Genomic DNA, 24631 nt, shown 5'->3' on the forward strand with positions numbered 1-24631 from the left:
TGTCAGACAAAAGAGTTGCACAAATGTGCAGCCGGCTTCGGAAATCTTAGCTCTCACTAGCATCAATTGACAATACCCCCTATTACAGGATATACTTAATTTACAAACGAAACAAAATTGAGTTTCGAAAGAAAGGGTAAAACTATGAAAACAGTGACTGAAGTAGCTGGCACTAGCATTAAAACTGAGTATTTTGGAAGTCTGACTGATCGGATGAACAAATACAGAGAAGATGTCCTTGATAAGAAGCCCTATATTGACGCGGAACGGGCTGTTTTAGCAACAAAAGCCTATCAAGAACATAGAGAGAAGCCCAATGTATTAAAAAGGGCCTATATGCTCAAGGAAATATTGGAGAACATGACGCTTTATATTGAAGAAGAAAGTCTGATTGCAGGTAACCAAGCTTCTTCAAATAAAGATGCTCCCATCTTCCCAGAATATACCTTGGAGTTTGTATTGAATGAATTGGATTTATTCGAAAAACGGGATGGGGATGTCTTCTATATTACCGAGGAAACTAAGGAGCAGTTGCGCAGCATCGCTCCATTCTGGGAAAAGAATAATCTTCGTTCACGTGCAGGTGTCTTGCTTCCAGAAGAAGTCCAAGTTTATATGGAAACTGGCTTCTTTGGTATGGAAGGTAAGATGAACTCTGGCGATGCCCACTTGGCTGTCAATTACCAAAAGGTATTGGAACAAGGTTTGCGTGGTTTTGAGGAGCGAGTTCGTGTAGCAAAGGCTAATCTCGATTTGACGGATCCTGCAAGTATTGATAAATATCATTTCTATGACTCAATCTTTATCATCATTGATGCGGTGAAAGCATACGCAGATCGTTTTGTCGCCTTGGCTACTGAATTGGCAGAGAAAGCTCCCACCGCTCAACGCCGTCAAGAACTACTGGAGATTGCTCGTATTTGTGCGAAGGTACCGTATGAACCTGCTGAAACATTTGCAGAGGCAGTGCAATCGGTCTGGTTTATCCAGTGTATCTTGCAAATCGAGTCCAATGGACATTCTCTATCCTATGGACGTTTCGACCAATACATGTATCCGTATGTGAAAGCTGATTTAGAAGCAGGACGTGAAACGGAAGACAGCATCGTCGAACGCTTGACTAACTTGTGGATTAAGACCATTACGATCAACAAGGTTCGTAGTCAATCACATACCTTCTCATCTGCTGGTAGTCCACTATACCAAAATGTAACCATTGGTGGACAAACACGTGATAAGAAGGATGCTGTCAATCCACTTTCTTACTTAGTATTGAAATCTGTTGCCCAAACACACCTGCCACAGCCAAACTTGACTGTTCGCTATCATGCAGGTCTAGATGCTCGTTTCATGAATGAATGTATTGAAGTCATGAAACTTGGTTTTGGTATGCCTGCCTTCAACAACGATGAAATTATCATTCCATCCTTTATCGAGAAAGGTGTCTTGGAAGAAGATGCCTATGACTACAGTGCGATTGGCTGTGTAGAAACGGCTGTTCCTGGTAAATGGGGATACCGTTGTACAGGTATGAGCTATATGAACTTCCCGAAAGTTTTATTGATTACCATGAATGATGGTATCGATCCTGCATCAGGCAAACGGTTTGCACCAGCCTTTGGTCACTTCAAAGATATGAAATCCTTTGAAGAGCTTGAAACGGCATGGGAAAAGACGCTTCGTCATCTAACACGGATGAGTGTCATCGTTGAAAATGCAATTGACATTGCTTTAGAAAGAGAAGTACCAGACATTCTCTGCTCAGCTCTGACAGATGACTGTATCGGTCGTGGTAAGCACCTGAAAGAAGGTGGAGCGATTTACGATTACATTTCTGGTCTGCAGGTTGGCATTGCCAATTTATCTGATTCTCTAGCAGCAATCAAAAAATTAGTCTTTGAAGAAGGACGATTGACTCCAGAAGAATTATGGCATGCCTTGGAAACAGACTATGCTGGGGAGCGTGGTAAAGAAATCCAGGAAATGTTGATTGAAGATGCACCAAAATATGGTAACGATGATGATTATGCAGACCAATTGGTAACAGCAGCGTATGATATTTATATCGATGAGATTGCCAAATATCCAAACACTCGCTTTGGTCGTGGTCCGATTGGTGGTATCCGTTATTCAGGTACATCATCCATTTCAGCCAACGTTGGACAGGGGCGTGGTACCTTGGCAACTCCAGATGGTCGAAATGCAGGTACACCGTTGGCAGAAGGTTGTTCTCCATCACATAATATGGATAAAAATGGACCGACATCCGTTTTGAAATCAGTTGCCAAATTACCAACGCATGAAATTGTTGGAGGCGTTCTGCTCAATCAGAAGGTCAATCCACAAACACTTGCCAAAGAAGAAGACAAACAAAAATTAATTGCCCTCTTGCGGACATTCTTTAACCGCTTGCATGGCTATCATATTCAGTACAATGTTGTCTCTCGAGAAACCTTGATTGATGCACAACTACATCCTGAAAAACACCGTGATTTGATTGTCCGTGTAGCAGGTTATTCAGCATTCTTCAATGTATTGTCGAGAGCAACACAAGACGACATCATTGGTCGTACAGAACATACATTGTAAAAGAGGTTATTATTATGGAATTCATGCTGGACACCTTAAATATAGAAGAAATACGAAAATGGGCTGAGGTTTTACCCCTTGCGGGGGTGACCTCAAACCCAACGATTGCGAAGAAAGAAGGTGATATTGACTTTTTTGAACGTTTGCACCTTATCCGTGACATCATCGGTCCAAATGCTTCACTACATGTGCAAGTTGTGGCAAAGGATTATGAAGGGATTTTGGCAGACGCTAAAAAAATTCGTGAATTGGCACCGGAAAATGTCTATATTAAGGTTCCGGTAACGCCTGCTGGTTTGGCTGCTATGAAAACATTGAAAGCGCAAGGTTATCAGATTACAGCAACAGCGATTTATACCGTTTTTCAGGGCTTGTTAGCTATTGAAGCGGGTGCAGATTACTTAGCGCCGTACTACAATCGCATGGCCAATCTGAATATTGATTCGAACGCGGTCATCGCTCAGTTATCAGAAGCGATTGATAGGGAGTGTTCGGAAAGTAAAATTTTAGCGGCGTCATTCAAAAATGTTGATCAAGTGAACCAAGCATTTGCAAATGGGGCGCAGGCTATTACGGCAGGTGCAGATATATTTGAAGCAGCCTTTTCTATGCCATCCATTGAAAAGGCGGTAAATGATTTTGCAGATGATTGGTCTGCCATTCATGGAAGGTATACTATCTAAACATCTCTATATTATAAAATAAGGGGGCACTATGAAACAATTCTCAGGTCTTTCACGCACTATCCAAGGAAATCATCTTTTAGACACTTGTGCGATTGACATTTTGAAAATAGGTCATCGCCCCCTTGTTTTATGTGCAAAACAGGAGTATAATACGACTATAGAAAGTTTTGTGAAAGTTTTAACTTGTCATGGACTTATTGTTAAAATAGCCTATATGGAGGAGTGGGATCAGAACTCGGTTGAAGAATGTGGGGAAGTTGGTTTCCAACATCGTGCAGACCATATTATTGGCATTGGTAATAGTTCTGTAGCAGCTTGTACAAAGGCTGTTGCAGATTTACTAGACTTGCCAGCTGTTCTTATACCGACTTCACCGTTTACCACTCTACCTTGGGTATCGGTGGAAAATAAGAAAAGAGAGCGACCATTGTTTAATGAGTCCATCCAGCTAATTATAGCGGATAGGAAGCAATTATTGACACAACCTACCTCGGAGTTGATAAATGGAGTGGTCAATACTCTTCTTTATCTAGCAGCCATAAAAGAAGTAAAAAGAAATCATCTATTCAGCTTGGTAGATGATATTCTTATCAGAAGTTTTGAAAGCGTTTTATTAAGAGGTAGTCTTCAAGCTATAGAGAATTTTGAAGCTCGGATATTATCAAAAGAAGTACAAGATGTCTTAGAAGTTCTTTCTACTTGTGTAACATTAGACCTACCTAGTGATGCTTGGGACGTGATTCAACAAATAGAATCAAAGCTCAGCGAAAGAAGAGAGGATTTGTTGGATGAGCCATTGAAACGAAATGTTGTCCTCTACTTGCTTCTGACCTATTTGACACAGGAATCAGAAGAATTTCAAGCCAGGCTGAAGTGGAGTCAACAGTTGCTTTTGTCTGCCAACTCTAGCAATCTATTGTCGCTGGAGGCAGTTTTAAAGGAAATTGCACTAGAGATGGGAGAAGATGGCTCGACACGTTGCTAGTAGGCATCGCTGTACAATAGCAATATTTAAAATACGGGCTCATGCCTCTTGCTTTCGGCAATGCTAACTGTCGTTTATTACTCAATATAACACTATCTATTATTTCAAGGAGGAATTCTTATGAAAGTATTTGCAAGTCCATCTCGCTATATTCAAGGTAAACATGTCCTTTTCCAAGGTGCAGAAGCTATCGGAAAATTAGGAACAAAGCCTTTGATTCTTTGTGATGATTTAGTATATGGGATTGTCGGTGAGAAGTTTTTGTCCTATCTCGTTGAAGAAGGGATGCAAGTCCATCGTGTTGCCTTTAATGGAGAAGCATCTGATAAGGAAATCCAACGCGTCGTAGAAATCGGAAAAGAACAGGCTAGTGATGTCGTAATCGGCCTAGGTGGTGGCAAGACGATTGACTCAGCCAAGGCGATTGCTGATTTACTAGGGGTGCCAGTTGTCATTGCTCCAACTATTGCTTCAACAGATGCTCCGACATCTGCTTTATCTGTCATTTATTCTGAAGAAGGGGCGTTTGAACGCTATATTTTCTATAAGAAAAATCCAGATCTTGTCTTGGTAGATACAGCGATTATTTGTCAAGCACCGCCATGTCTTTTGGCTTCTGGTATTGCGGATGGCTTGGCGACGTGGGTAGAAGCGCGTGCTATTTTACAAAGCAACGGAACAACAATGGCAGGAGGAGGTCAGACACTTGCTGGTATCGCTATTGCACAAACCTGTGAACAAACACTCTTTGAATACGGACTTCAAGCCATGGCCAGCTGTGAAGCCAAGGTTGTGACAGCTGCTTTAGAGAATATTGTTGAAGCCAATACCTTGCTAAGTGGTTTAGGCTTTGAAAGTGCAGGTTTGGCTGCGGCGCATGCGATACACAATGGATTCACCGCCTTGGAGGGAGACATTCACCATTTGACACATGGTGAAAAAGTGGCTTATGGGACCTTGACCCAGCTCTTTTTGGAAAACCGTCCGAAAGAAGAATTGGAAAAATACATCCGTTTCTATCAAGCCTTGAATCTTCCAACAACTTTGGAGGAGTTACATTTGGCTGATGCTAGCTATGAAGATCTATTGAAAGTCGGCCAACAAGCGACGATTGAAGGAGAAACAATTCACGGTATGCCATTTGCTATTTCAGCAGAAGACGTTGCAGAAGCTCTGATGGCTGTTGACTACTATGTTCGCTCGTTAGATAAATAAGAAGAGCATTCACAGTTGAGCATGTCCATCTAAACTGGTGAATATAGGTTCGAAGTAATTGCCTTGGGAAATTCTTTCTCAGGGCTTTTCATTTGAAAAAATTATGATATAATTGTTAAATATAAAATATTTAGAAAATTTTGAAGAATTGACTTAAAGGAGATTTCTATGGCCTATGTAGTAGCTGTTGTTGGTGCCACTGGTGCAGTTGGTGCCCAAATGATTAAAATGTTGGAAGAGTCAACACTTCCAATCGAGAAAGTACGTTTCCTTGCTTCTGCCCGTTCAGCAGGCAAGACCTTGCAGTTTAAGGGGCAGGATATTGTCATTGAAGAAACAACAGAAACAGCCTTTGAAGGAGTGGATATTGCCCTCTTCTCAGCTGGTGGCTCTACATCTGCCAAGTACGCTCCTTACGCTGTAAAAGCAGGAGCTGTAGTAGTTGACAATACCTCTTACTTCCGTCAAAATCCAGATGTTCCTCTGGTTGTTCCTGAGGTAAATGCTCACGCGCTTGATGCCCACAATGGTATCATTGCTTGTCCAAACTGCTCAACCATTCAAATGATGGTTGCCTTGGAGCCTGTTCGTCAGAAATGGGGCTTGGAGCGGATCATCGTATCCACCTATCAGGCAGTCTCTGGAGCAGGTATGGGAGCTATCTTGGAAACACAAGCTCAGCTTCGTTCTGTCTTGAATGATGGCGTGGAACCAAAAGCGGTAGAAGCGAATATTCTCCCTTCTGGTGGCGATAAGAAGCACTACCCAATCGGTTTCAATGCTATTCCGCAAATCGACCTCTTCACTGAAAATGACTACACTTATGAAGAGATGAAGATGACAAAAGAGACTAAGAAAATCATGGAAGATGACAGCATTGCCGTTTCTGCAACCTGCGTCCGTATTCCAGTCTTGTCAGCTCACTCTGAGTCTGTTTACATTGAAACTAAAGAAATTGCACCGATTGATGAAGTGAAGGCAGCTATTGCATCCTTCCCAGGGGCTGTTTTAGAAGACGATGTGGCTAATCAAATTTATCCGCAAGCCATTAATGCTGTTGGTAGCCGTGATACCTTTGTTGGTCGTATCCGTAAAGATTTGGATAAGGAAAACGGTATTCACATGTGGGTTGTTTCTGACAACTTGCTCAAAGGTGCTGCATGGAACTCTGTTCAAATCGCTGAAACTCTTCATGAGCGTGGTCTAGTTCGTCCAACGGCAGACTTGAAATTTGAATTGAAATAATTTCATTAATCCAAAGTACACAAAAGGCTGCACTCAGCCTTTTTTAGCAACAATCAGTAAGTGAGGAAGCCTATGTCTATTCAAGATTTACGTGATGTAAAAATTATTACAGCAATGATTACCCCTTTCAAAGAAGATGGCTCGATTAATTTTGAAGTTTTACCCGAATTGATTGAGCATCTGTTGTCCCATCACACAGAAGGGATTTTATTAGCAGGAACAACTGCCGAAAGTCCAACCCTGACACACGAGGAAGAACTGGAACTATTTGGTGCTGTGCAAAAAATTGTCAACGGTCGTGTTCCCTTGATTGCAGGTATTGGTACAAACGATACGCGCGACTCGATTGAGTTTGCCAAAGAAGTGGCGGCATTCGGCGGCTTTGCGGCAGGTCTTGCCATTGTGCCATATTACAACAAACCCTCTCAAGAGGGAATGTATCAGCACTTCAAGGCTATTGCGGATGCCTCTGATTTGCCAATCATTATCTACAATATCCCAGGTCGTGTCGTGGTTGAAATGACGCCAGAAACCATGTTACGTTTGGCTGAACATCCAAACATCATCGGTGTTAAAGAGTGTACAAGCCTTGCCAACATGGCTTACCTAATTGAGCATAGACCTGACGACTTCTTGATTTATACAGGTGAGGATGGCGATGCTTTCCATGCAATGAACTTGGGGGCAGATGGTGTGATTTCTGTTGCATCTCACACGAATGGTGATGAGATGTATGAAATGTTTACAGCCATCGAACAACAAGATATTCGAACAGCAGCTGCTATTCAACGCAAATTCATTCCGAAAGTCAATGCCCTCTTCTCATATCCAAGTCCTGCACCAGTTAAGGCAGTTCTCAACTATCTTGGATTTGAAGTTGGTCCACTCCGCTTGCCGTTGGTTCCATGCCCAGAAGAAGATGCCAAACGCATTATCAAAGTAGTCGTTGACGGCGACTACGAAGCAACTAAAGCGACTGTGACAGGAGTCGTACGACCAGATTATTAAAACAGTCAGGGAAGTGACTGTTTTAACCCGAGCCTGAAAATACGAAAGCGAGGCTTGTTCGGGGAACTGTTTCAGCTGGTCACCAAGAAATACGAAAGTGACCACAGAAGACCCGAGCCCCAAAAATTCGAAAGCGAGGGCAGTCTACGGATAGACTGTTTTAACGCGAGCCTGAAAATATGAAAGCGAGGCTTGTTCGGGGAACTGTTTCAGATGGTCACCAAGAAATACGAAAGTGACCACAGAAGACCCGAGCCCAAAAATACGAAGGCGAGCTAGTCCAGTGGACTATTCTTACCTGAGCTTGAAAATAAAAAAGCGAAGTAATTTAAGGTGAGCCTTGAAATAAGGGAGCGAACAACGTCTAGGGGACATTTACAATTAGCGAAGCAATCGGAACCTTTGTTTTGGTCTTGGGATTCCTGGCTTTCGGTCAGTATGATTTTCCAACAGGGATTGGCACTTTAATCGTCGGCGGTTTAATTGTTTCCCTAGGAGTTTCTCTTGGTGGTCCAACAGGATATGCCCTAAACCCTGCGCATGACCTTGGTCCTCGTATCATGCATGCCATTCTTCCGTTGAAACACAAGGGAGATTCAGATTGAGGTTATGCTTGGGTACCAGTAGTTGGTCCCATCATCGGAGGCTTGCTTGCGGCTGTCCTATATGGTCTCATTTTTTAAGAAATATCCTTCACTAATCAGCAATGGTTAGGGAAGTTTTTTTATTACGTAGATACCAAATAAGGGAGGAACTGGTCTTATGGAGAAAACAAGCAAACAAAAAAGACCTGAACCAATATGTTCAAGCCTTTTATTCGTCTTAGATGAGAGATTCCAATTTATCCACCAAGGAACCAACATAGGCGATGGTTTCTTTGAGTGGTTGGTCTGTTGAAACATCGACACCTGCGTGTTTAGCAAGGTCTTGGGCAGAAAGACTTGCACCGAGTGACAAGGTTTCCAACCATTTTTCAACAACTTCTTCAGGATGTTCTTCCAATTGCTTAGCCATAGCCGTACCGATGGTCAAACCAGCTGAGTAGGTATATGGATACAACCCAATGTAGTAGTGTGGTTGACGCATCCAGATAAGACCTGCATCGTCACCGATTTCAAAGTCTTCACCCCAGAATTCCTTGATGACATCCAACTTGATTTGGCAGAGAATATCACCATTGAGGTATTCTTCATTGTCCAAACGAGTGTAGACTTCACGTTGGAAGGCTGCTTCAAGCAAGTGAGTCACCATGTTGTGGAAGTAAGTACGGCTAATCAACTCGCTAATCAAGTAAGCCTGGAAGCCAGGGTTTTGGTTGTTTTTCAAAAGGGTGTTACATGTTAGGACTTCATTAGTAGTAGAAGGTGCCTCGATGAAGTAAAGGGATGGATCGTAGCTGAGGACGCTTTGTTTCTTAGCTAATTGGAAATGACCAGCATGTCCCAATTCGTGAGCCAATACCAAGACTTCGTTCATCAAACCTGTCCATGAAAGTAAGATGTAAGATGGTCCATCATAAAGAGTAGCACAGAAGCCACCAGTAGCCTTACCTTCGTTTTGAGCGAAGTCAATCCAACGCTCATCAAATGATTGTTCAATCATTTTCACATAATCTTCACCAAGAAGGCCCAAGCAGTCAATCAAGAATTGTTTGGATTCTTCTGGAGTAATGCGTTGGTTGTATTCAGATGGTAGACTGATTTTCAAGTCAGCATGAGTGATTTTATCCAAACCATGAGCCTTGGCAACCAATTTCACATAGCGACGCATGTGAGGAGCCAATTCCTTCATGATGACATCAATCTGACGGTCGAAGAGGTCGCGGGAGACATTTTGACTGTGCAAGAGGAAGTCAATCGTATTGTCAAAACCACGCAAACGAGCTTCGATTTGCTCGTTTTTGATATGAGACAAATAAGTTGCTGCAGTTGTATTCTTGTATTTCTTCAAGGTTGAATAGAAACCAGCAGCTGAATTGCGACGGATTTCGGTATCATGGCTGAGTTCATAATCATTTTCAAAGAGAACATAGCTATTACCGAGTGTTTGACCATTTGCCTCGAAGTTTTCAAAGGTCATATCCTCAAACTTGGTTACACCGTAGTTATTATAGGGCTGACCAAATGTTGGAGCAAAATTTGATAAAAGTTCTTCTTGTAGCGGATGAAGCTGATGCGGCTTGTCACGGAGAATAGCATCGAAGAAAGCAGCCCATTGTGATTGTTCCTCTTTTAATTCAAGTAGAAATGCTTTATCTAATTGACCAAGTTCTGAATAGAGGAAATCTCGTTGAGGACGTGCCTTGGCAGAAACGAGGTCGTATTCGTTGGCCAGGCTCGCCAATTCAGTATTCATCTTATCGACTTCCAAAGGAAGGAAGGCATAGTGGGAAAGTCTGCTATCAAGAATAACGATTTTTTCGTATTCTGTTAAGGCGGAAACGATGGTATCCTTATCAGTTAGCTTACCTTTGTAATTCGATTCGAAAGCTGTCACTTGCTTAGCGTAGGTTGCCAAATTTTCTTTGTAGTTGTCAGGGGTTGGAAATAAAATGTCCGTATCCCAGGTTAATTGCACATCAATTTCTTGACGTTTAGGCATTGCATTTGTCATGATTTTCTCCTTATTTCATTTTAATAGGTCCATTATATCATACTAAAGGGCTTTCAGCGAAAATAAGCCAAGGCAAAATTTATGAAAAAGAATACTTGACAAAATACACAAAAACCTAGATAATGTAAGTATGAAAGGGTTTACTGAAAACCAGAAAGGAGCTTTTATGCAAGTCATTAAACGTAGTGGAGAGATTGTTGAATTTGACCCAGATAAAATCTACCAAGCCATCATTAAAGCTGCACAGACAGTCTATGTCATTGATGAAACTTGGCGGAAAAATCTTGCACAGGTCACAAAGAAAGTAGTGCTTGACTTGGAAGAAGCTCATACAGAGCGACCAACGATTAGCATGGTTCAGTCGCAAGTTGAACACCGTCTTTTAGATGCAGGGTATATTTCTATTGCTGAGCATTACATTTCCTATCGCTTGCAACGTGATTTGGAACGTAACGGCTATGGCGATAAGATTATTGTACATCTGCGTTTTGAACAAGTACGTTAAGAGAAACCTAGAGAAATCTAGGTTTTTTGCTTTTATATATCTTTACATTGTTTAAAGAAAATAGCATTTCAAAAACTTTTTGAAAAAAATGTGATATTCTGAGCATATTTTTTGAAATCGGTAACATTTGTATTGTATAATATAGTTCGTAAAAAAATATATTTTCGAAAGTGAGATTTTACATTATGGCTAAAATCGTTGTTGTCGGTGCTAACCATGCTGGTACTGCCGCAATCAAAACTATGTTGACAAATTATGGTCAAGAAAACGAAATCGTTGTATTTGACCAAAACTCAAATATTTCATTCTTGGGTTGTGGTATGGCTTTGTGGATCGGTGAGCAAATTGGCGGTCCTGAAGGACTTTTCTACTCAAACAAAGAAGAGTTGGAGAGCTTGGGCGCGACAGTATACATGGAATCACCTGTTACAAATATTGACTATGATGCCAAAACAGTTACAGCGCTTGTAAATGGTCAAGAACATGTTGAATCATTTGAAAAACTTCTTTTCGCAACTGGTTCACAACCTGTCTTGCCACCAATCAAAGGAGCTGAAATCAAAGAAGGTTCTCTTGAATTTGAAGCAACTCTTGAAAACTTGCAATTCGTTAAATTGTACCAAAACTCAGCAGATGTTATTGAAAAATTGAAAAACAAAGACATCAACCGCGTCGCAGTTGTTGGTGCTGGTTACATCGGTGTTGAGCTTGCGGAAGCATTCCAACGTAAAGGTAAAGAAGTAGTACTTATTGACGTTGTGGATACATGTTTGGCTGGTTACTATGACCGCGACTTGTCAGACCTTATGGCTAAAAACTTGGAAGAGCATGGTATCAAACTTGCCTTCGGCGAAACTGTTAAAGAGGTTGCTGGTAATGGTAAAGTTGAGAAAATCATCACTGATAAGAACGAATACGATGTTGATATGGTTATCTTGGCTGTTGGTTTCCGTCCAAACACTGCGCTTGCAGGTGAAGGAATCGAGCGTTTCCGTAACGGTGCCTTCCTTGTAAACAAACGCCAAGAAACTTCTATCCCAGGCGTTTATGCTATCGGTGACTGTGCAACTATTTATGACAACGCTACTGGCGATACAAGCTATATTGCTTTGGCTTCAAACGCAGTACGTACTGGTATCGTAGCAGCTCACAACATCTGTGGCACTGACCTTGAAGGTATCGGTGTACAAGGTTCTAACGGTATCTCTATCTACGGTCTTAACCTTGTATCAACTGGTTTGACACTTGAAAAAGCTACTCGTCTTGGTTTGAATGCTGCTGTTACTGAAGTAACGGACAACCAAAAACCAGAATTCATGGAGCATGGTAACTTCCCAGTTACAATCAAGATTGTTTACGATAAAGATTCACGTCGTATCCTTGGTGCACAAATGGCTGCTCGTGAAGATATCTCATTGGGTATCCACCTCTTCTCATTGGCAATCCAAGAAGGCGTAACAATCGAAAAATTGGCCTTGACAGACTTGTTCTTCTTGCCACACTTCAACAAACCTTACAACTACATCACAGTAGCTGCCTTGGGTGCTGAATAATCAATTGAATACAAAAGCTCAGAGATAACTCTGGGCTTTTTTGGTGCTTGCTACTAATGACCCTCCAAATTTGGAAATTCATCACTCAACGATTAGTTGATCTTTCTAATTTACCACCTGCCCTAAAAATGATTTTTTGGTATAATGGAGAGAATGATTTTTTAGAGAAAGTAAGAGAAAATGAACCCATTATTAAACGGAATGAATGACAGACAGGCGGAAGCGGTGCAGACAACGGAAGGCCCGCTATTGATTATGGCAGGGGCTGGTTCGGGTAAGACGCGAGTCCTGACCCACCGCATCGCCTACTTGATTGATGAAAAAATGGTCAATCCTTGGAATATCTTGGCCATTACCTTTACCAATAAAGCGGCGCGTGAGATGAAGGAGCGGGCCTACGCCCTCAATCCTGCTACGCAAGATTGTTTGATAGCTACTTTCCACTCCATGTGTGTGCGGATTTTGCGTCGTGATGCTGATCATATCGGCTACAATCGCAATTTTACCATCGTAGACCCTGGTGAGCAACGTAGTCTCATGAAACGGATTTTGAAAAATCTGAATTTAGATCCGAAAAAGTGGAGTGAACGTTCTATCCTGGGAACCATTTCCAATGCCAAAAATGACTTGATTGATGACAAGGCATTTGAAGCCCAGGCAGGCGATCTATACACGCAGATTGTTGCTAAATGCTACATGGCTTATCAAAAGGAACTAAGACAGTCAGAGGCTGTTGACTTTGATGATTTGATTATGTTGACGCTCCGCCTTTTTGATCAAAATCCAGAGGTCCTGACCTATTACCAGCAGAAATTCCAGTATATCCATGTCGATGAGTATCAGGATACCAACCATGCCCAGTACCAATTGGTCAAGCTCCTGGCATCACGTTTCAAGAATATCTGCGTGGTCGGTGATGCGGACCAGTCTATCTATGGTTGGCGTGGTGCGGATATGCAAAATATCCTGGACTTTGAAAAGGACTATCCAGAGAGCAAGGTTGTGCTTTTGGAGGAAAACTATCGTTCGACCAAGAACGTCTTGCAGGCTGCCAATGAGGTCATCGAAAACAACCGCAATCGCCGTCCAAAAAAACTCTGGACACAGAATGCCCAAGGGGATTTGATTACCTACTATCGTGCCAGAGATGAGAATGACGAGGCGATTTTTGTCGCAGGGCAGATTGACCAGTTGCACCGAGAAGGCAAGGCTTATAAGGATTTTGCAGTTCTCTACCGTACCAATGCCCAATCCCGTACCATTGAAGAAGCCCTACTTAAGTCCAACATTCCTTACACCATGGTCGGTGGTACCAAGTTCTACAGCCGTAAGGAAATTCGAGATGTGATTTCTTATTTGAATATCATTGCCAACCCATCAGATAATATCTCCTACGAACGTATTGTCAATGAGCCCAAACGTGGCGTTGGACCTGGTACGGTTGACAAACTCCGTGATTTTGCGACCAGCCACAGCATGTCCTTGCTAGAAGCTTCTCAGGATATTATGTTGTCGCCGATTAAAGGGAAGGCAGCGCAGGCAGTCTTTGACCTAGCCAATCTCCTCTATAATCTTCGTAATCAATTAGACAACTTGACGGTTACCCAAGTAGTCGAGGCAGTATTGAACCAAACAGGCTACATCGATGCCCTTGCAGCTCAAAATACACTAGAAGCCAATGCTCGCATTGAAAACATCCAAGAATTCCTATCTGTGACCAAAAACTTCGATGAGAAGAATATTGAGGAAGAAGAAACAGGTCTGGATCGCTTGACTCGTTTCCTGCTTGATTTGGCATTGATTGCTGATACGGACGACGATAGCCGTGAGGCATCGGAGGTCACCCTCATGACCCTCCACGCAGCAAAAGGTCTAGAGTTTCCGGTTGTTTTCTTGATTGGTATGGAGGAAAATGTCTTCCCACTCAGTCGTGCAGCAGAAGATGAGGATGAGTTGGAAGAAGAACGTCGACTTGCCTATGTGGGTATCACACGGGCAGAGCAGACCCTTTATCTGACAAATGCCAATTCTCGACTCCTTTTTGGCCGCAGCAATTACAATCAGCCAAGTCGCTTTATTCGCGAAATTTCCAGCGATCTATTGGACTATCAAGGCCTTGCTCGTCCTGCAAATACTAGCTTTAAGGCCTCTTATGTCAATGGCAGAGCGACACAGTTTGGACAAGGTATGAGCTTACAAGAGGCCATGCAAGGCCGAAAAGCAACCGTCCAACCATCTGCCAAGCTCGGAGGCAGCATGCCCTTCGCATCAAGCAACAAATCGTCAAGCTCAGGCACCAACTGGTCAGTTGGTGACATCGCTGTCCATAAAAAATGGGGCCGTGGAACTGTTCTTGAAGTATCAGGTACAGGCAGCAACCAAGAACTCAAAATCAATTTCCCGGATATGGGACTCAAAAAAGTCTTGGCAAGCTTAGCACCGATTAGTAAGGAAGAGTCGTGATGAATCAAAAGTGAAGAGGAAACATCGCATTTTACAAGACTTGCGACGTCTTCATAATATTATTTTTAGAACGATATATATCACCTCAAAATGGGTCTTGACCTGACTGTTTTGAGGTGATTTTTTGTATACTGCTTAAAGCATCGAAACAATCTTGCACGCTTTGATGACATCTAGATAAGCAAATTTTGAATTTTGAATCGGATGTTTTTAGAGTGTGTCTTACCATCCATATGATAAACTACAAATATAGAAAAAAACGGATGGCTCCAAGAGAAAATACTACTTGTATTGTTATACTGATAGTAGTTAAAAGTCTTTTATTTGCTAGAGACTCTCATCTTAGTAAGGAAGGGATAGCCTAGAAATGGGACGATTAGCTTGCCAATATTTTTGTAGCTAGCGCAAAAATAGATCAAATAAAAGAAGGAGACTCTTATGAGCAAACGTAAAATTATATCAAGTTTATTTTTAAGTGCTACCGTATTGGGAGGATTGCTGTTTACACAGACACCAACCGTAAAAGCAAATGAAGAGGGAAAGGTGCAAATAACAAATAATATCCCTCAAAATTCACCTATCTTTTCTCTAGGGGATCCTATTCAAGAAACTAACTATAACGACTTGGTCCGAAAGTCAGTATCTATTGAGGATTTTTCGACAAATAGCAATAATGAGTTTACATGGAAAGTAAAGTTCGATCCTACACATTGGAACTTCACCAATGACAAGGGAGGGTACTACTTTATTATTCCTGAGGGCTTAAAGTTGAAAAGTATTACTGATACGCAGACAGGGCAAGAGCTATTAAATCAATTCCCAAATGATACCAATGACAATACTAACAGCTCTGACAGTAAGTACCGTCTCTTTAAAAAAGAAAGCAACGCGTCTGGAGATCGTAATTTCGAAAGCCAATGGGGCTGGTCTGCTGGTCGTGTAGGTAGTGGTCAAGTAAACCAATGGAAAGATAGAAATTTATTTTCAGAGATTTATTACATTGATAAGCCTGGTCATAGCAGACCAGTGACCTACCAGTTGTCAGCAGAAGTAACAAATCCACAAAATACCAACACTTCCTTCCCTCTGGTAGCGGTAATGAAAAACTTCTATGCTAGAACATCATACTTGAGTGAACCAACTTCGCTTGCAGGACTTGATGTGAAAGTTGAATGGCCCCCAAATAATAACTTAAATTTGTAGAACTAAACCAACCAGTGGCAATCGTGTGTAGTTAAGGCTACTACGATTGCCTTTTTCTGCGAGTCCTCTTCTCTTTACTTGAATAAACCAGTGCTTGAATATTATGATGAGGAAACCCGTACGTCCAGAGCTACTGAAATCTGAAAAACAGTATAATAGAGCCTAGGACACGGAGCTATTTTTTTAGAAACTGTGGTATACTTTAGATATACTGCCTGACATCGTTTCAGTAGTTTCTGCTTAGAAAGGACCTATCATCTTGCAATACAAACACTTACTCTTTGATCTTGACCATACTCTTCTTGATTTTAGCCGTGGAGAAGAAGTAGCCTTAACCCAGTTTTTGACAGCTATGGAGGTTGAAGATATTCAAGCTTTTAAAGAAGTCTATCGACCACTCAATCAGGGCATGTGGAAGGATTTGGAAAAAGGGAACATTACAAAGAAAGAGCTAATAAACACCCGCTTTTCACGGACCTTTGCCCACTTTGGTCGGCAAGTTGATGGAAGGGAGATGGCCTTGCGCTACCAAGAATTTATTGGGCGGCAGGGACAAATTTTTACAGGTGCAGATAAGCTTTTGCAGGAATTGACACACCGAGGCTACCAGATTTATGCAGCGACCAACGGCGTGACCTATATACAGGAAAATCGCTTGCTTCACTCACCGATTCAATCGTATTTTAAAGAAGTATTTATTTCTGAGCAGATGGGGACGCAAAAGCCTGCGGCTGATTTTTATGAAAAAATAGCAGAGCAGATTGCAGGTTTTCAGTTTGACCAAGCCTTAATGATTGGAGACAGTTTGACAGCAGATATTCAAGGCGGCAATAATGCTGGCATGGATACTGTTTGGTACAATCCAACTCATATGATAAACAAGAGTAAAGCAGTTCCAACCTATACCATTCATAGCTATCAAGAATTATTAGATTTGTTATAAGATATTTTAAGAAACTTATAAGGATTTTAGTATATAATTATACAGAAAGAATATGTACAAAATATAAGGAGGAAAAAGTGAAAAGATTACTGAGACGCATTCGTCCAACCAAGCCCCTAAAAGAACTCACTTGGATAGATTTGATTATTATCACAACGATTTTATGTGGTAATGCTATTTATACCTCAACCATGCAATGGATAGCATCATTTTCCGCAACAGAAACCGTTGAAACAGGAGTTCTGTCGTTTAGTCCAGCCGATAATTGGTGGGCTCTAGCCAATCAAGGAAAATTATTCCTGTTTGCCCTGGTGTATTTATTGATTCGGAATTATGATTTCAAGCAGCTAAAAGTAAAATTAGAATGGACCGTTCTACTCTGGGGACCACTGATTTTCATTGGTGCGGGCCTGATTAGCGATTTGACATTTACAGCTTTTTCATATATTCCTGGTCTATCTGGTGGATATAATTACCTTGGATACTTGCCTTATTATGACTGGAATATCATGACAGTGCTCAACCGTTTCCTAGCCGTTGACTACAGCACAGTTATCTATTCCTTGTTTAATGGCCTCTATGAAGAGTTCTTTTTCTTAGGCTTATTGTTGAGTACAGATAAGAAAAAGCGTTCGCTGGTCTTACTCTTTTCAACAATTGTCCGTATATCTTTCCATACCTATCAAGGAATGGTATCTGCTCTTGTTATTGGTGTAGCCTTCGGCCTTTTCTATTACTACATGTACACAAGGAAAAATGATAATTTATTGCCATATTTCTTAGGACATGCTCTTGCGGATATGGTTGGTACAAGTTTCTTCACATTGTTTATTGCAGGGTAAACAATGTGAAGAACGGACATCAAGCTAATCGGATAAAATTTCTTTCTCCCTACAGCTGACAAACGGATGATGATATGTAGTTTCTATCAACTCGGTATCATCATCCGTTTTATTGTGCTGATATATAGACATTTGAATTAGCTTTGATACATTGTCTCATTCGCTTGCTGTACTCTAGCTTCGCAAGTCTTATTTCCAACCTAGAACAGCCTAGCAACCTGTACCTTAGTTCCTTGTCTGAAAGCTAATTCATTCGACCATAGTGAAACTTTGTATTCTATTCAGTCAAATTTCGATTGCTTTATCATATTTTTATTCTATATTTTTTGAATTAATGATTTATTTATGGTAAAATGTATTTTTATACATCAAAAAGGAGTATAGATATGAAACAAATAAAGAATCGTTTGAAAAAACATATGTTTTGGATTGGACTAATTTCGTTGGTATTGATGCTCGTTGATAATGTTCTGGTTTGTTATTTCAATATTGAGTGTAGTCGTACTTTAAACCAAATCGAGCAGACTATTTGTATTATCCTCAGTATTCTTGTATTTTTAGGAGTGCTAAATAATAAACCGGATGTGAAGGTAGAAGACATCATAAAAAACGGTATGTCATCTAAAAATCAAAAATAATGTTTGGTAGGGACTATTGCTGAGGTATCTCAGCTGTACTTACAGTTCATACTCTTCGAAAATCAAAATCAGACGTTGTTGACTTGATTTGATGAACTTCAGTTCTATCTGCATCTGCGTCGCCTAGTCTGATTTTGATTTTCATTGAGTATCAGTATCTCTAGCTAATACTGATTTTTCAAAATACAGTCAGTATTTCCTCAAAAACTATTTGTATATAAATCACTTTACTTGTGAATACAGGTATTTAACATCATATATGTCCACCAGTCGAAAGGCTGGTGTTTCTTTTTATGACATGTATGTTATCATTTTTGCAACAGTGGTAAATGTGCATTCTTGTAAAGAAAACAAATCTAGAGAAGTTCAACGTGCATTAAAATATTAATGGTTAAAATCATAAGCCACCATTAGACGGGGTCTTATGATTGTGCTACAATAGACATAATTATAAGAGAACGGAGTGATAATAATGAAACGTACTATTCTAATATGCTTGCCGACAATACTGTTACTAGCAGCATGTCATCAAAAGCCGGATCAGGCCAATACTACCCAAAATTCGTCAACAGTTGTCTCGACTACTTCAAGTCAGTCTGCTTCAACAACTTCGGAGCAGTCAACAAGCAGCTCTACATCGGCGGAAACGGATCAGGAAGTAACAAGTACAGAGACTCAGGTAAATTTTAACGGTTCCTATTATAGTGTACAAGGAAAATATGGCGAAGTGATTATCACAAATAAAAAGCATCCGCTTGCAGCTGATTATGCACCGGGCGAAAATCCTGAAGCCTTAGCAGCTTTTCAACGATTAATAGCAGATATGCAGGCGCTAGGATTTGGTATCTCCAATAACTATAGTGGGTTTCGTTCCTATGAAACTCAGGCAAGTCTCTACCAGTCTTATGTAAATCAGGAAGGACAAGCAGCGGCAGATAGGTATTCTGCAAGAGCTGGATATAGTGAACATCAGACAGGATTAGCCTTTGATTTATTGGATACAAGTGGTAATTTATTAGAAGAGCCCAATGCTTCTCAGTGGTTGGCTACGAATGCGCATCTATATGGCTTTATTGTCCGCTATCTTCCAGGAAAAGAATCCAGCACAGGCTATATGGCAGAATCCTGGCATGTGCGATATATTGGTCAAGAAGCGACAGATATTTACAATTCAGGCTTGACCTTGGAAGAATATTTTGGTGTACCAGGTGGAGACTACTAATTTTACATTTAGTCAGAAATAAGTCGAAAAATTTGTCCGTATAACTAACTCGTGATATAATAAACCATCATAATTTTGGAGGTCCATCATGCTCAAAGCAATGGAAGTATACTTGGTTACTAATGGTAATGGTTTGGAAGCCATCGAGTTTTATAAAAATGCTCTTGGGGCAACAGTTGAGCAAGTAAATCTATTTAAAGATTCTTACCAGACTGCCCTGCTGAACTAGAAAATTACGTGATGAATGCACAGTTTCGTTTGAATGGTCAACGGTTTATGTTGTCAGACAACAACCCAGAAATGCCTTATACAGTAGGTGACAATATTACAGTTGCGCTTATCACAGATGATGCTGAGACAGCGCAGGAACTATACAGCAAGTTATCCGTAGATGCAACTGCTATCAATATGGAACTTCAAGCAGTTCCTTGGTCTCCTGCCTATGGCAATGTAACAGACAAGTTTGGTATCTCTTGGCAAATCAATGCTGAAGTAGAAGGCTACGGTTAGGAATATTACGCAGAAAACTAAAATAGATTGGACATTGTCCAATCTATTTTAGTTTTTGCCAATAAGCTTTGTAAATATACAGTTGAAGAGTAGCTGATAGGATAAGCAGTAAGGTCATCAAGGCTGAGCTTACATAAGCTGCACCAATAGTGCCAGCTAATATGATGCTGAAAACTAGAATAATGGCTCCGAGAAACATTGTTCCTATGATAGATCCAGCAATCAACCATTGACCCGCTCCGCGACCAAATAACTGGTTACTATTTTGCCAGTTGAGCATGAGGAGTCGTTGGTCACGCCAGTAATAAATCTGACCAGTTAGCAGGGCTGAAATGATGATGCCGACTGTAAAGAAGAATGCTAGAATGAATTTGACTTTCATGAAACCTAGAGCCAAAGCGAAGTAAAGTAGAGTCGGTAGTGCAAATTGCACGGCAGCCAATACCCAGAATTTTTGGATGATAAATTTTTTGAAACTTATAGGAAGTGTTCGAATGAAATGATAATTTTCCTTCTCCAATGACATGGCCACTCCGATGAAGGTTGTAGAACCAGCAAATAGACTGCCAAGCAAGAATCCAGCTAATAGAGCAATACCAAAGAAATCCCATTCAACTGAACTCAGACCACCATTCTCCGTGAAACGGCTAAAACTTGGAAAAAGCGCCACTCCCATAATGATTGGTTGTATCATGGTTTGGACCATGAGGTTGCTATCTTTAAGAGTAGATAGGTGGTGTTTCACTAAAGCCTGATTGAGATTGCTAGGAATCTTGGCAGATTTAGCATTATTGGTTCGTTTTGTCGAAGCATTTTCAATCGCCAAAACTTGATTAAAGTAGTTGGGAATGACAGTTTTAAACGCAAACACAATAAGTCCACTCATCAAAATGAGAGGAAGTCCAAAATGAAGGAGTGTTTCTAGTGAGATAGTATGGCTGACCAAGTAATGGAATCCAGCAAATACGGGTATGATAGGAAAATCAACAAAGCCACCAGATTCGAGTGAAACGGTCTGCTGAGATTGCAGGAACATGAGTGCAGCAAAAGCCAGCAAGGAAGAACCTGTCATCAGGATTGTAGAAATCAAGGTTTTACGAGGGCTTTTTGTCAGAACTTCCCCAACAAAGTGCATGATAATCAGATTGACTAAATTAACTAAAATCCAGAGAATCAAAAAGGAAGGAATGGAAGCTAAGGCGAGGAGCGGACCGCCAATTTGCCAGTAAGTGATTAGAAGTAAAGACAGACACGGCATGAGGAAGGGTAGGACCATCCCTTGTGCAGAGAGGATTTTAGCGAGGAAGACTTCTTGTGGCTTCAGGGGAAGTGCTAAATACAACTTTGTATCCTTACTGTCGTAGAAAACGGAGAAGAAACCTGTAAAACCGTAGACAATGGCAATAATGGTAAAGAGCGCTAGTTGCAGAGAAAAGAAACCGATAGACTGACTATAATCTACTCCCATGAAAAAGACAGAATAGAGAAGTCCGAAACTCAAAACCATAAATACTTGTTGCAAGAGGACACTTTTATAGGCTGAAAAGGAGGCGTCTTTGCGCTTACTTTGTTTCTTCTTGACGGAAGCTAGAAGTTGAGGGTTGGAATAAAGAATATTAATCTTTACTAATTCCCAAATGATGGATTTACTCATACTTCCTCACCTGCCTTCACTTGTTGGCGTCCAGCTAATTCCAAATAGATGGTTTCCAAATCTTTATCTGGATACTGTGATTTGAGTTCATCAAGACTTCCTACGAAAATGAGTTGCCCTTTTCGGAGAATAGCAATGCGGTCACAGAGTTGTTCAGCTACTGAAAGGACGTGTGTAGAAAATAGAACGGTGTGACCAGATTGAGCATGTTCTTTCATCATTTGTTTTAGGTCGAAAGAGGCCTGAGGATCCAGTCCAGTTAGGGGTTCATCCAAAATCCAAATATCAGGGTTAGGGATCAATGCACCAATAATAATGGTTTTCTGACGCATACCGTGTGAAAAACTATCAATAGGCTCATGCTGGCGCGCTGTCATATCAAATAGACTAGATAGTTTAGCGATACGGTCATCAACTGTATCCTTTTCTACACCATAGACCTTGCCCATAAAGTGCCAGTATTCAAAAGCTGTTAAGTGTAGGAAGATGTCTGGCGAATCTGGAACATAGGCTATCCGTTTTTTGACTTCATCGCGGTTTTCCTCTAGGTTTAAACCATCAACAGAGATAGTTCCATAACTGGCTTCGATTATCGAAGTCAGTAGACTGATTGTCGTTGTTTTTCCTGCCCCATTGTGACCAATTAAACCGAAAATCTCGCCGCTTTCAATTGTCAAATTTAGGTCATCAAGTGCGATTGTTTCGCCGTATGTTTTTGTGATATGGTCAAATTGTATCATAATAACCTCCTTGTTATTCGTGAACTAAAAGTAGGGGCTTGTAGGTATTCCAAGCCTTATTCCAAATGTTCTTCGAATAATATATACAATTAATTACATTTATTATACTGCTGAATTAGTACAAAAGCAATAGTTTCTATCAATATTTTTGTAGTATAGATGCGGATATATTCCAAGAAGTCGAGTGTAAAAAGGAATGTAATAAGCTCGATTATCAGAAAATTTGCTATAATGTCCACATCTCACCGAGCAGTCCGTTAGCTATTATTTTACGAGCGGGTTTTAGTTTGCTCGTTTTATAGTTCTCCGATAAATCGATAATGTAGTTCAATCGTAACTTGGCGATTTTTGCCACGTCCAGTTGGTTGGTGAATGACGATTTTATCAATCAGTTGTGTTGTCAAGTTCTCAAGTTTTGTGTATTGGCGAATAGTTCGCATAAACTTGTCAGTGTTTTGCGTAGATTCGGTCTGGCTAACCAGAACCTCTTTGTTTAGCTTGGTTGCGTTTATTTTTATATGAGTCTTCTAAATGATATATACCCTTCATCAAAATATGTTTCAAAATATAGGCACCAATAATCAATCCGATGACGAGGATTACATAAAGTGTTTCTGCATTCATTTTTAATCTCCTAAATAATTTTATTTTGTTGTATGGTATTGGATGACGCGACGTTCAACCGTTGTATTGCTATCAAGTTTTTTGATAGCTCGCTCGACTTGAGTCAATAAGACATTGTAAGGATTTTCTATAATACTCTTATCGCAATTATATGTGTTGGTGATAACAAGCACATACGCTTTTTCTTCATTTCTAATTTCAGACGCTAAAAGAGCGAGAACATAGCTTTCCTTGACAATGATATTGTTCGTTATTTTGAAAACAGCAGCACCGTCATCTGTTACGTTTAGCAGTTGGATATGGTTATCTTTGAAACTCCCCATATCCAATACGGATAATATCTCTTGAACAGAACTAATTTTGCTTGAAAAGAAGTAATGCTCTTGAGATAGAAATAATTTATCTCGCGATTCGATAGCTCCTTGATTGAGTAGCTCATCTCGGCGTTGCCCTATGAAGAAATTGCGGATACAATAGATAAAAATACCTATTATACAAGTAATTATTATCTTTTCCATAAAATCCCTCCATTTTTTTCATCAAAATCCCTGCTACAATAGGGTTTGAGTGTGTTTTAGTGAATGGTCGTTAACTAAAACAATGAAAAATCAAAAAATGCCGACTTGGCAAGGCTTCAAAAACCCCGTCAAATCAGCATTTCTAATATTTTTTATTGATACCTTTAATTGTTTTAACAAACGACCGTCCACTAAAACTTTTCACGATCTTACTTTACTGTTTTTTCTAGTTTTTGTCAACGATTTTTGGGTTAATTTTTCTGTTTATTTGGATATTATTACGCTTCAGGACGCTATAAATGGTAGCGGTAGAAATCTGGAACTGGCTGGCGAGGTCTCGAACGGTCAGCTCTTCTTCCAGATAACTTATAATAACTTGCTTTTCTTTCGATTTTGATATACCTTCATTTCCTAATTTCACATCTCGTTCTTTAGCTTTACGTAGTCCGTCTTTGGTGCGTGCCGAAATAGCTTGAAGCTCCCACTCTGCCACATAGCCCAATATAAGGCAGAAGAACTTGCCGGTCAGTGGTCTGTTTCAATTTGTTCGTGAAGAGATTGAAGGCGGATATTGTAGCTGGTTAGTTTCGAGATGATAGCAGACAGGTGGAGCATTTTTCTGGTTAGGCGGTCTAGCTTATACACCACAAAGCTAGTTTTTATGCCGCTGTCGGTGTCGGTACATTCTTTGGCGAGCTTGAGAGCTTTTTGAAGTTGTGGGCGGTCCAGATTCTTTTTCGATGTAGAGTTTGTCGCAGAAGTTCAGGGCTTCTTTTTGAACTTCTAATCCCGGTTCTATTTTAGAAGAAAATTATAATTATGTAATAATTTTTTAGATTTCTTGTATATTAAAAAGATGTTTTTGTCCCTATAAC

20 protein-coding genes and 3 pseudogenes are annotated in these 24631 nt (G+C 40.6%); 16 read left to right on the top strand and 7 right to left on the bottom strand.

All coding sequences use genetic code 11. The features are described from left to right. Positions 1–144 precede the first annotated feature (144 nt). The 7 genes and pseudogenes from ODU50_RS00270 to ODU50_RS00300 all read left to right on the top strand — a co-directional run. Positions 145–2589 (top strand): glycyl radical protein, encoded by a 2445-nt coding sequence (locus tag ODU50_RS00270; RefSeq protein WP_024400868.1) that lies wholly within the window; start codon positions 145–147, stop codon positions 2587–2589. 14 nt (positions 2590–2603) lie between these two features. After that, on the top strand, positions 2604–3272 hold the full coding sequence (locus tag ODU50_RS00275) for a fructose-6-phosphate aldolase (protein WP_024382948.1): 669 nt from the start codon (positions 2604–2606) through the stop codon (positions 3270–3272). 31 nt (positions 3273–3303) lie between these two features. Continuing rightward, a complete protein-coding gene (locus ODU50_RS00280) occupies positions 3304–4260 on the top strand; it encodes an iron-containing alcohol dehydrogenase (RefSeq protein WP_105153298.1) in 957 nt (318 codons plus the stop codon). 120 nt (positions 4261–4380) lie between these two features. Next, positions 4381–5475, top strand: a complete 1095-nt coding sequence (locus ODU50_RS00285; RefSeq protein ID WP_105153299.1) for a glycerol dehydrogenase — start codon at positions 4381–4383, stop codon at positions 5473–5475. A 168-nt stretch (positions 5476–5643) separates the two neighbouring features. Then, a complete protein-coding gene (locus ODU50_RS00290) occupies positions 5644–6720 on the top strand; it encodes an aspartate-semialdehyde dehydrogenase (protein ID WP_014735944.1) in 1077 nt (358 codons plus the stop codon). A gap of 72 nt (positions 6721–6792) precedes the next feature. Further along, positions 6793–7728 carry a 4-hydroxy-tetrahydrodipicolinate synthase gene (gene dapA, locus ODU50_RS00295; protein WP_024400438.1) on the top strand — a complete coding sequence of 312 codons (936 nt, stop codon included), beginning with the start codon at positions 6793–6795 and terminating at the stop codon, positions 7726–7728. 377 nt (positions 7729–8105) lie between these two features. Further along, positions 8106–8411: pseudogene (locus ODU50_RS00300) on the top strand (MIP/aquaporin family protein); the annotation flags it as partial. Positions 8412–8550: 139 nt separating this feature from the next. Here ODU50_RS00300 and pepF read toward each other — a convergent pair. Next, positions 8551–10341 (bottom strand): oligoendopeptidase F, encoded by a 1791-nt coding sequence (pepF, locus tag ODU50_RS00305; protein WP_398581248.1) that lies wholly within the window; start codon positions 10339–10341, stop codon positions 8551–8553. Between the two features lie 166 nt (positions 10342–10507). Here pepF and ODU50_RS00310 point away from each other — a divergent pair, with 166 nt between their 5' ends. From ODU50_RS00310 to ODU50_RS00350, 9 genes and pseudogenes are all read left to right on the top strand, one after another. Beyond that, the gene (locus ODU50_RS00310; RefSeq protein ID WP_002935455.1) at positions 10508–10846 is read left to right on the top strand and encodes an ATP cone domain-containing protein; all 339 of its coding nucleotides are present in this window, start codon (positions 10508–10510) and stop codon (positions 10844–10846) included. Positions 10847–11031: 185 nt separating this feature from the next. Further along, complete coding sequence (gene nox, locus ODU50_RS00315; RefSeq protein WP_044759654.1) at positions 11032–12399, top strand: H2O-forming NADH oxidase; 1368 nt, start codon at positions 11032–11034, stop codon at positions 12397–12399. A 180-nt stretch (positions 12400–12579) separates the two neighbouring features. Beyond that, positions 12580–14862, top strand: coding sequence for a DNA helicase PcrA (pcrA, locus tag ODU50_RS00320; protein WP_105153301.1), 2283 nt, complete (start codon positions 12580–12582; stop codon positions 14860–14862). Between the two features lie 438 nt (positions 14863–15300). Then, a complete protein-coding gene (locus ODU50_RS00325) occupies positions 15301–16065 on the top strand; it encodes a translation initiation factor 2 (RefSeq protein WP_105153302.1) in 765 nt (254 codons plus the stop codon). Between the two features lie 259 nt (positions 16066–16324). Beyond that, a complete protein-coding gene (locus ODU50_RS00330; protein ID WP_105121110.1) occupies positions 16325–17008 on the top strand; it encodes a YjjG family noncanonical pyrimidine nucleotidase in 684 nt (227 codons plus the stop codon). 77 nt (positions 17009–17085) lie between these two features. After that, the gene (locus tag ODU50_RS00335) at positions 17086–17850 is read left to right on the top strand and encodes a CPBP family intramembrane glutamic endopeptidase (protein WP_002935463.1); all 765 of its coding nucleotides are present in this window, start codon (positions 17086–17088) and stop codon (positions 17848–17850) included. Positions 17851–18236: 386 nt separating this feature from the next. Further along, positions 18237–18488 (top strand): phage holin, encoded by a 252-nt coding sequence (locus ODU50_RS00340; RefSeq protein WP_024414993.1) that lies wholly within the window; start codon positions 18237–18239, stop codon positions 18486–18488. Between the two features lie 466 nt (positions 18489–18954). Beyond that, a complete protein-coding gene (gene ldcB / locus ODU50_RS00345; RefSeq protein ID WP_105153310.1) occupies positions 18955–19710 on the top strand; it encodes an LD-carboxypeptidase LdcB/DacB in 756 nt (251 codons plus the stop codon). An 88-nt stretch (positions 19711–19798) separates the two neighbouring features. Then, a pseudogene (locus ODU50_RS00350) lies at positions 19799–20220 on the top strand (VOC family protein). Between the two features lie 43 nt (positions 20221–20263). On the opposite strand, the gene ODU50_RS00355 reads toward ODU50_RS00350, so the two are convergent. The 6 genes and pseudogenes from ODU50_RS00355 to ODU50_RS00380 form a co-directional block, all read right to left on the bottom strand. Next, the gene (locus ODU50_RS00355) at positions 20264–21874 is read right to left on the bottom strand and encodes a permease (RefSeq protein WP_105153303.1); all 1611 of its coding nucleotides are present in this window, start codon (positions 21872–21874) and stop codon (positions 20264–20266) included. Then, complete coding sequence (locus ODU50_RS00360; RefSeq protein ID WP_011922278.1) at positions 21871–22614, bottom strand: ABC transporter ATP-binding protein; 744 nt, start codon at positions 22612–22614, stop codon at positions 21871–21873. Before ODU50_RS00360 ends, ODU50_RS00355 begins: the two co-directional genes overlap by 4 nt. Positions 22615–22910: 296 nt before the next feature. Then, positions 22911–23132 carry a DUF4368 domain-containing protein gene (locus ODU50_RS00365; protein WP_172033402.1) on the bottom strand — a complete coding sequence of 74 codons (222 nt, stop codon included), beginning with the start codon at positions 23130–23132 and terminating at the stop codon, positions 22911–22913. After that, positions 23089–23238, bottom strand: a complete 150-nt coding sequence (locus tag ODU50_RS00370; RefSeq protein ID WP_238145689.1) for a hypothetical protein — start codon at positions 23236–23238, stop codon at positions 23089–23091. The genes ODU50_RS00365 and ODU50_RS00370 overlap by 44 nt, the downstream gene beginning before the upstream one ends. A 20-nt stretch (positions 23239–23258) precedes the next feature. Beyond that, the gene (locus tag ODU50_RS00375) at positions 23259–23756 is read right to left on the bottom strand and encodes a hypothetical protein (RefSeq protein WP_105153304.1); all 498 of its coding nucleotides are present in this window, start codon (positions 23754–23756) and stop codon (positions 23259–23261) included. 226 nt (positions 23757–23982) lie between these two features. Beyond that, a pseudogene (locus ODU50_RS00380) lies at positions 23983–24555 on the bottom strand (recombinase family protein). Positions 24556–24631 lie beyond the last annotated feature (76 nt).

This window comes from Streptococcus sp. 2020WUSS084 (genome assembly GCF_044427445.1).
Classification (GTDB): Bacteria; Bacillota; Bacilli; order Lactobacillales; family Streptococcaceae; genus Streptococcus; species Streptococcus suis.

Excerpts from the sequence above, each read along its gene's own strand:
- pepF (WP_398581248.1), bottom strand. The coding sequence starts at position 10,341 with ATGACAAATGCAATGCCTAAACGTCAAGAAATTGATGTGCAATTAACC.
- ODU50_RS00285 (WP_105153299.1), top strand. The coding sequence starts at position 4,381 with ATGAAAGTATTTGCAAGTCCATCTCGCTATATTCAAGGTAAACATGTC.
- ODU50_RS00270 (WP_024400868.1), top strand. The coding sequence starts at position 145 with ATGAAAACAGTGACTGAAGTAGCTGGCACTAGCATTAAAACTGAGTAT.
- ODU50_RS00280 (WP_105153298.1), top strand. The coding sequence starts at position 3,304 with ATGAAACAATTCTCAGGTCTTTCACGCACTATCCAAGGAAATCATCTT.
- ODU50_RS00355 (WP_105153303.1), bottom strand. The coding sequence starts at position 21,874 with ATGAGTAAATCCATCATTTGGGAATTAGTAAAGATTAATATTCTTTAT.
- ODU50_RS00370 (WP_238145689.1), bottom strand. The coding sequence starts at position 23,238 with ATGAATGCAGAAACACTTTATGTAATCCTCGTCATCGGATTGATTATT.
- dapA (WP_024400438.1), top strand. The coding sequence starts at position 6,793 with ATGTCTATTCAAGATTTACGTGATGTAAAAATTATTACAGCAATGATT.
- ODU50_RS00325 (WP_105153302.1), top strand. The coding sequence starts at position 15,301 with ATGAGCAAACGTAAAATTATATCAAGTTTATTTTTAAGTGCTACCGTA.
- pcrA (WP_105153301.1), top strand. The coding sequence starts at position 12,580 with ATGAACCCATTATTAAACGGAATGAATGACAGACAGGCGGAAGCGGTG.
- ODU50_RS00375 (WP_105153304.1), bottom strand. The coding sequence starts at position 23,756 with ATGGAAAAGATAATAATTACTTGTATAATAGGTATTTTTATCTATTGT.
- ODU50_RS00290 (WP_014735944.1), top strand. The coding sequence starts at position 5,644 with ATGGCCTATGTAGTAGCTGTTGTTGGTGCCACTGGTGCAGTTGGTGCC.
- ODU50_RS00340 (WP_024414993.1), top strand. The coding sequence starts at position 18,237 with ATGAAACAAATAAAGAATCGTTTGAAAAAACATATGTTTTGGATTGGA.
- nox (WP_044759654.1), top strand. The coding sequence starts at position 11,032 with ATGGCTAAAATCGTTGTTGTCGGTGCTAACCATGCTGGTACTGCCGCA.
- ODU50_RS00275 (WP_024382948.1), top strand. The coding sequence starts at position 2,604 with ATGGAATTCATGCTGGACACCTTAAATATAGAAGAAATACGAAAATGG.
- ODU50_RS00360 (WP_011922278.1), bottom strand. The coding sequence starts at position 22,614 with ATGATACAATTTGACCATATCACAAAAACATACGGCGAAACAATCGCA.
- ODU50_RS00310 (WP_002935455.1), top strand. The coding sequence starts at position 10,508 with ATGCAAGTCATTAAACGTAGTGGAGAGATTGTTGAATTTGACCCAGAT.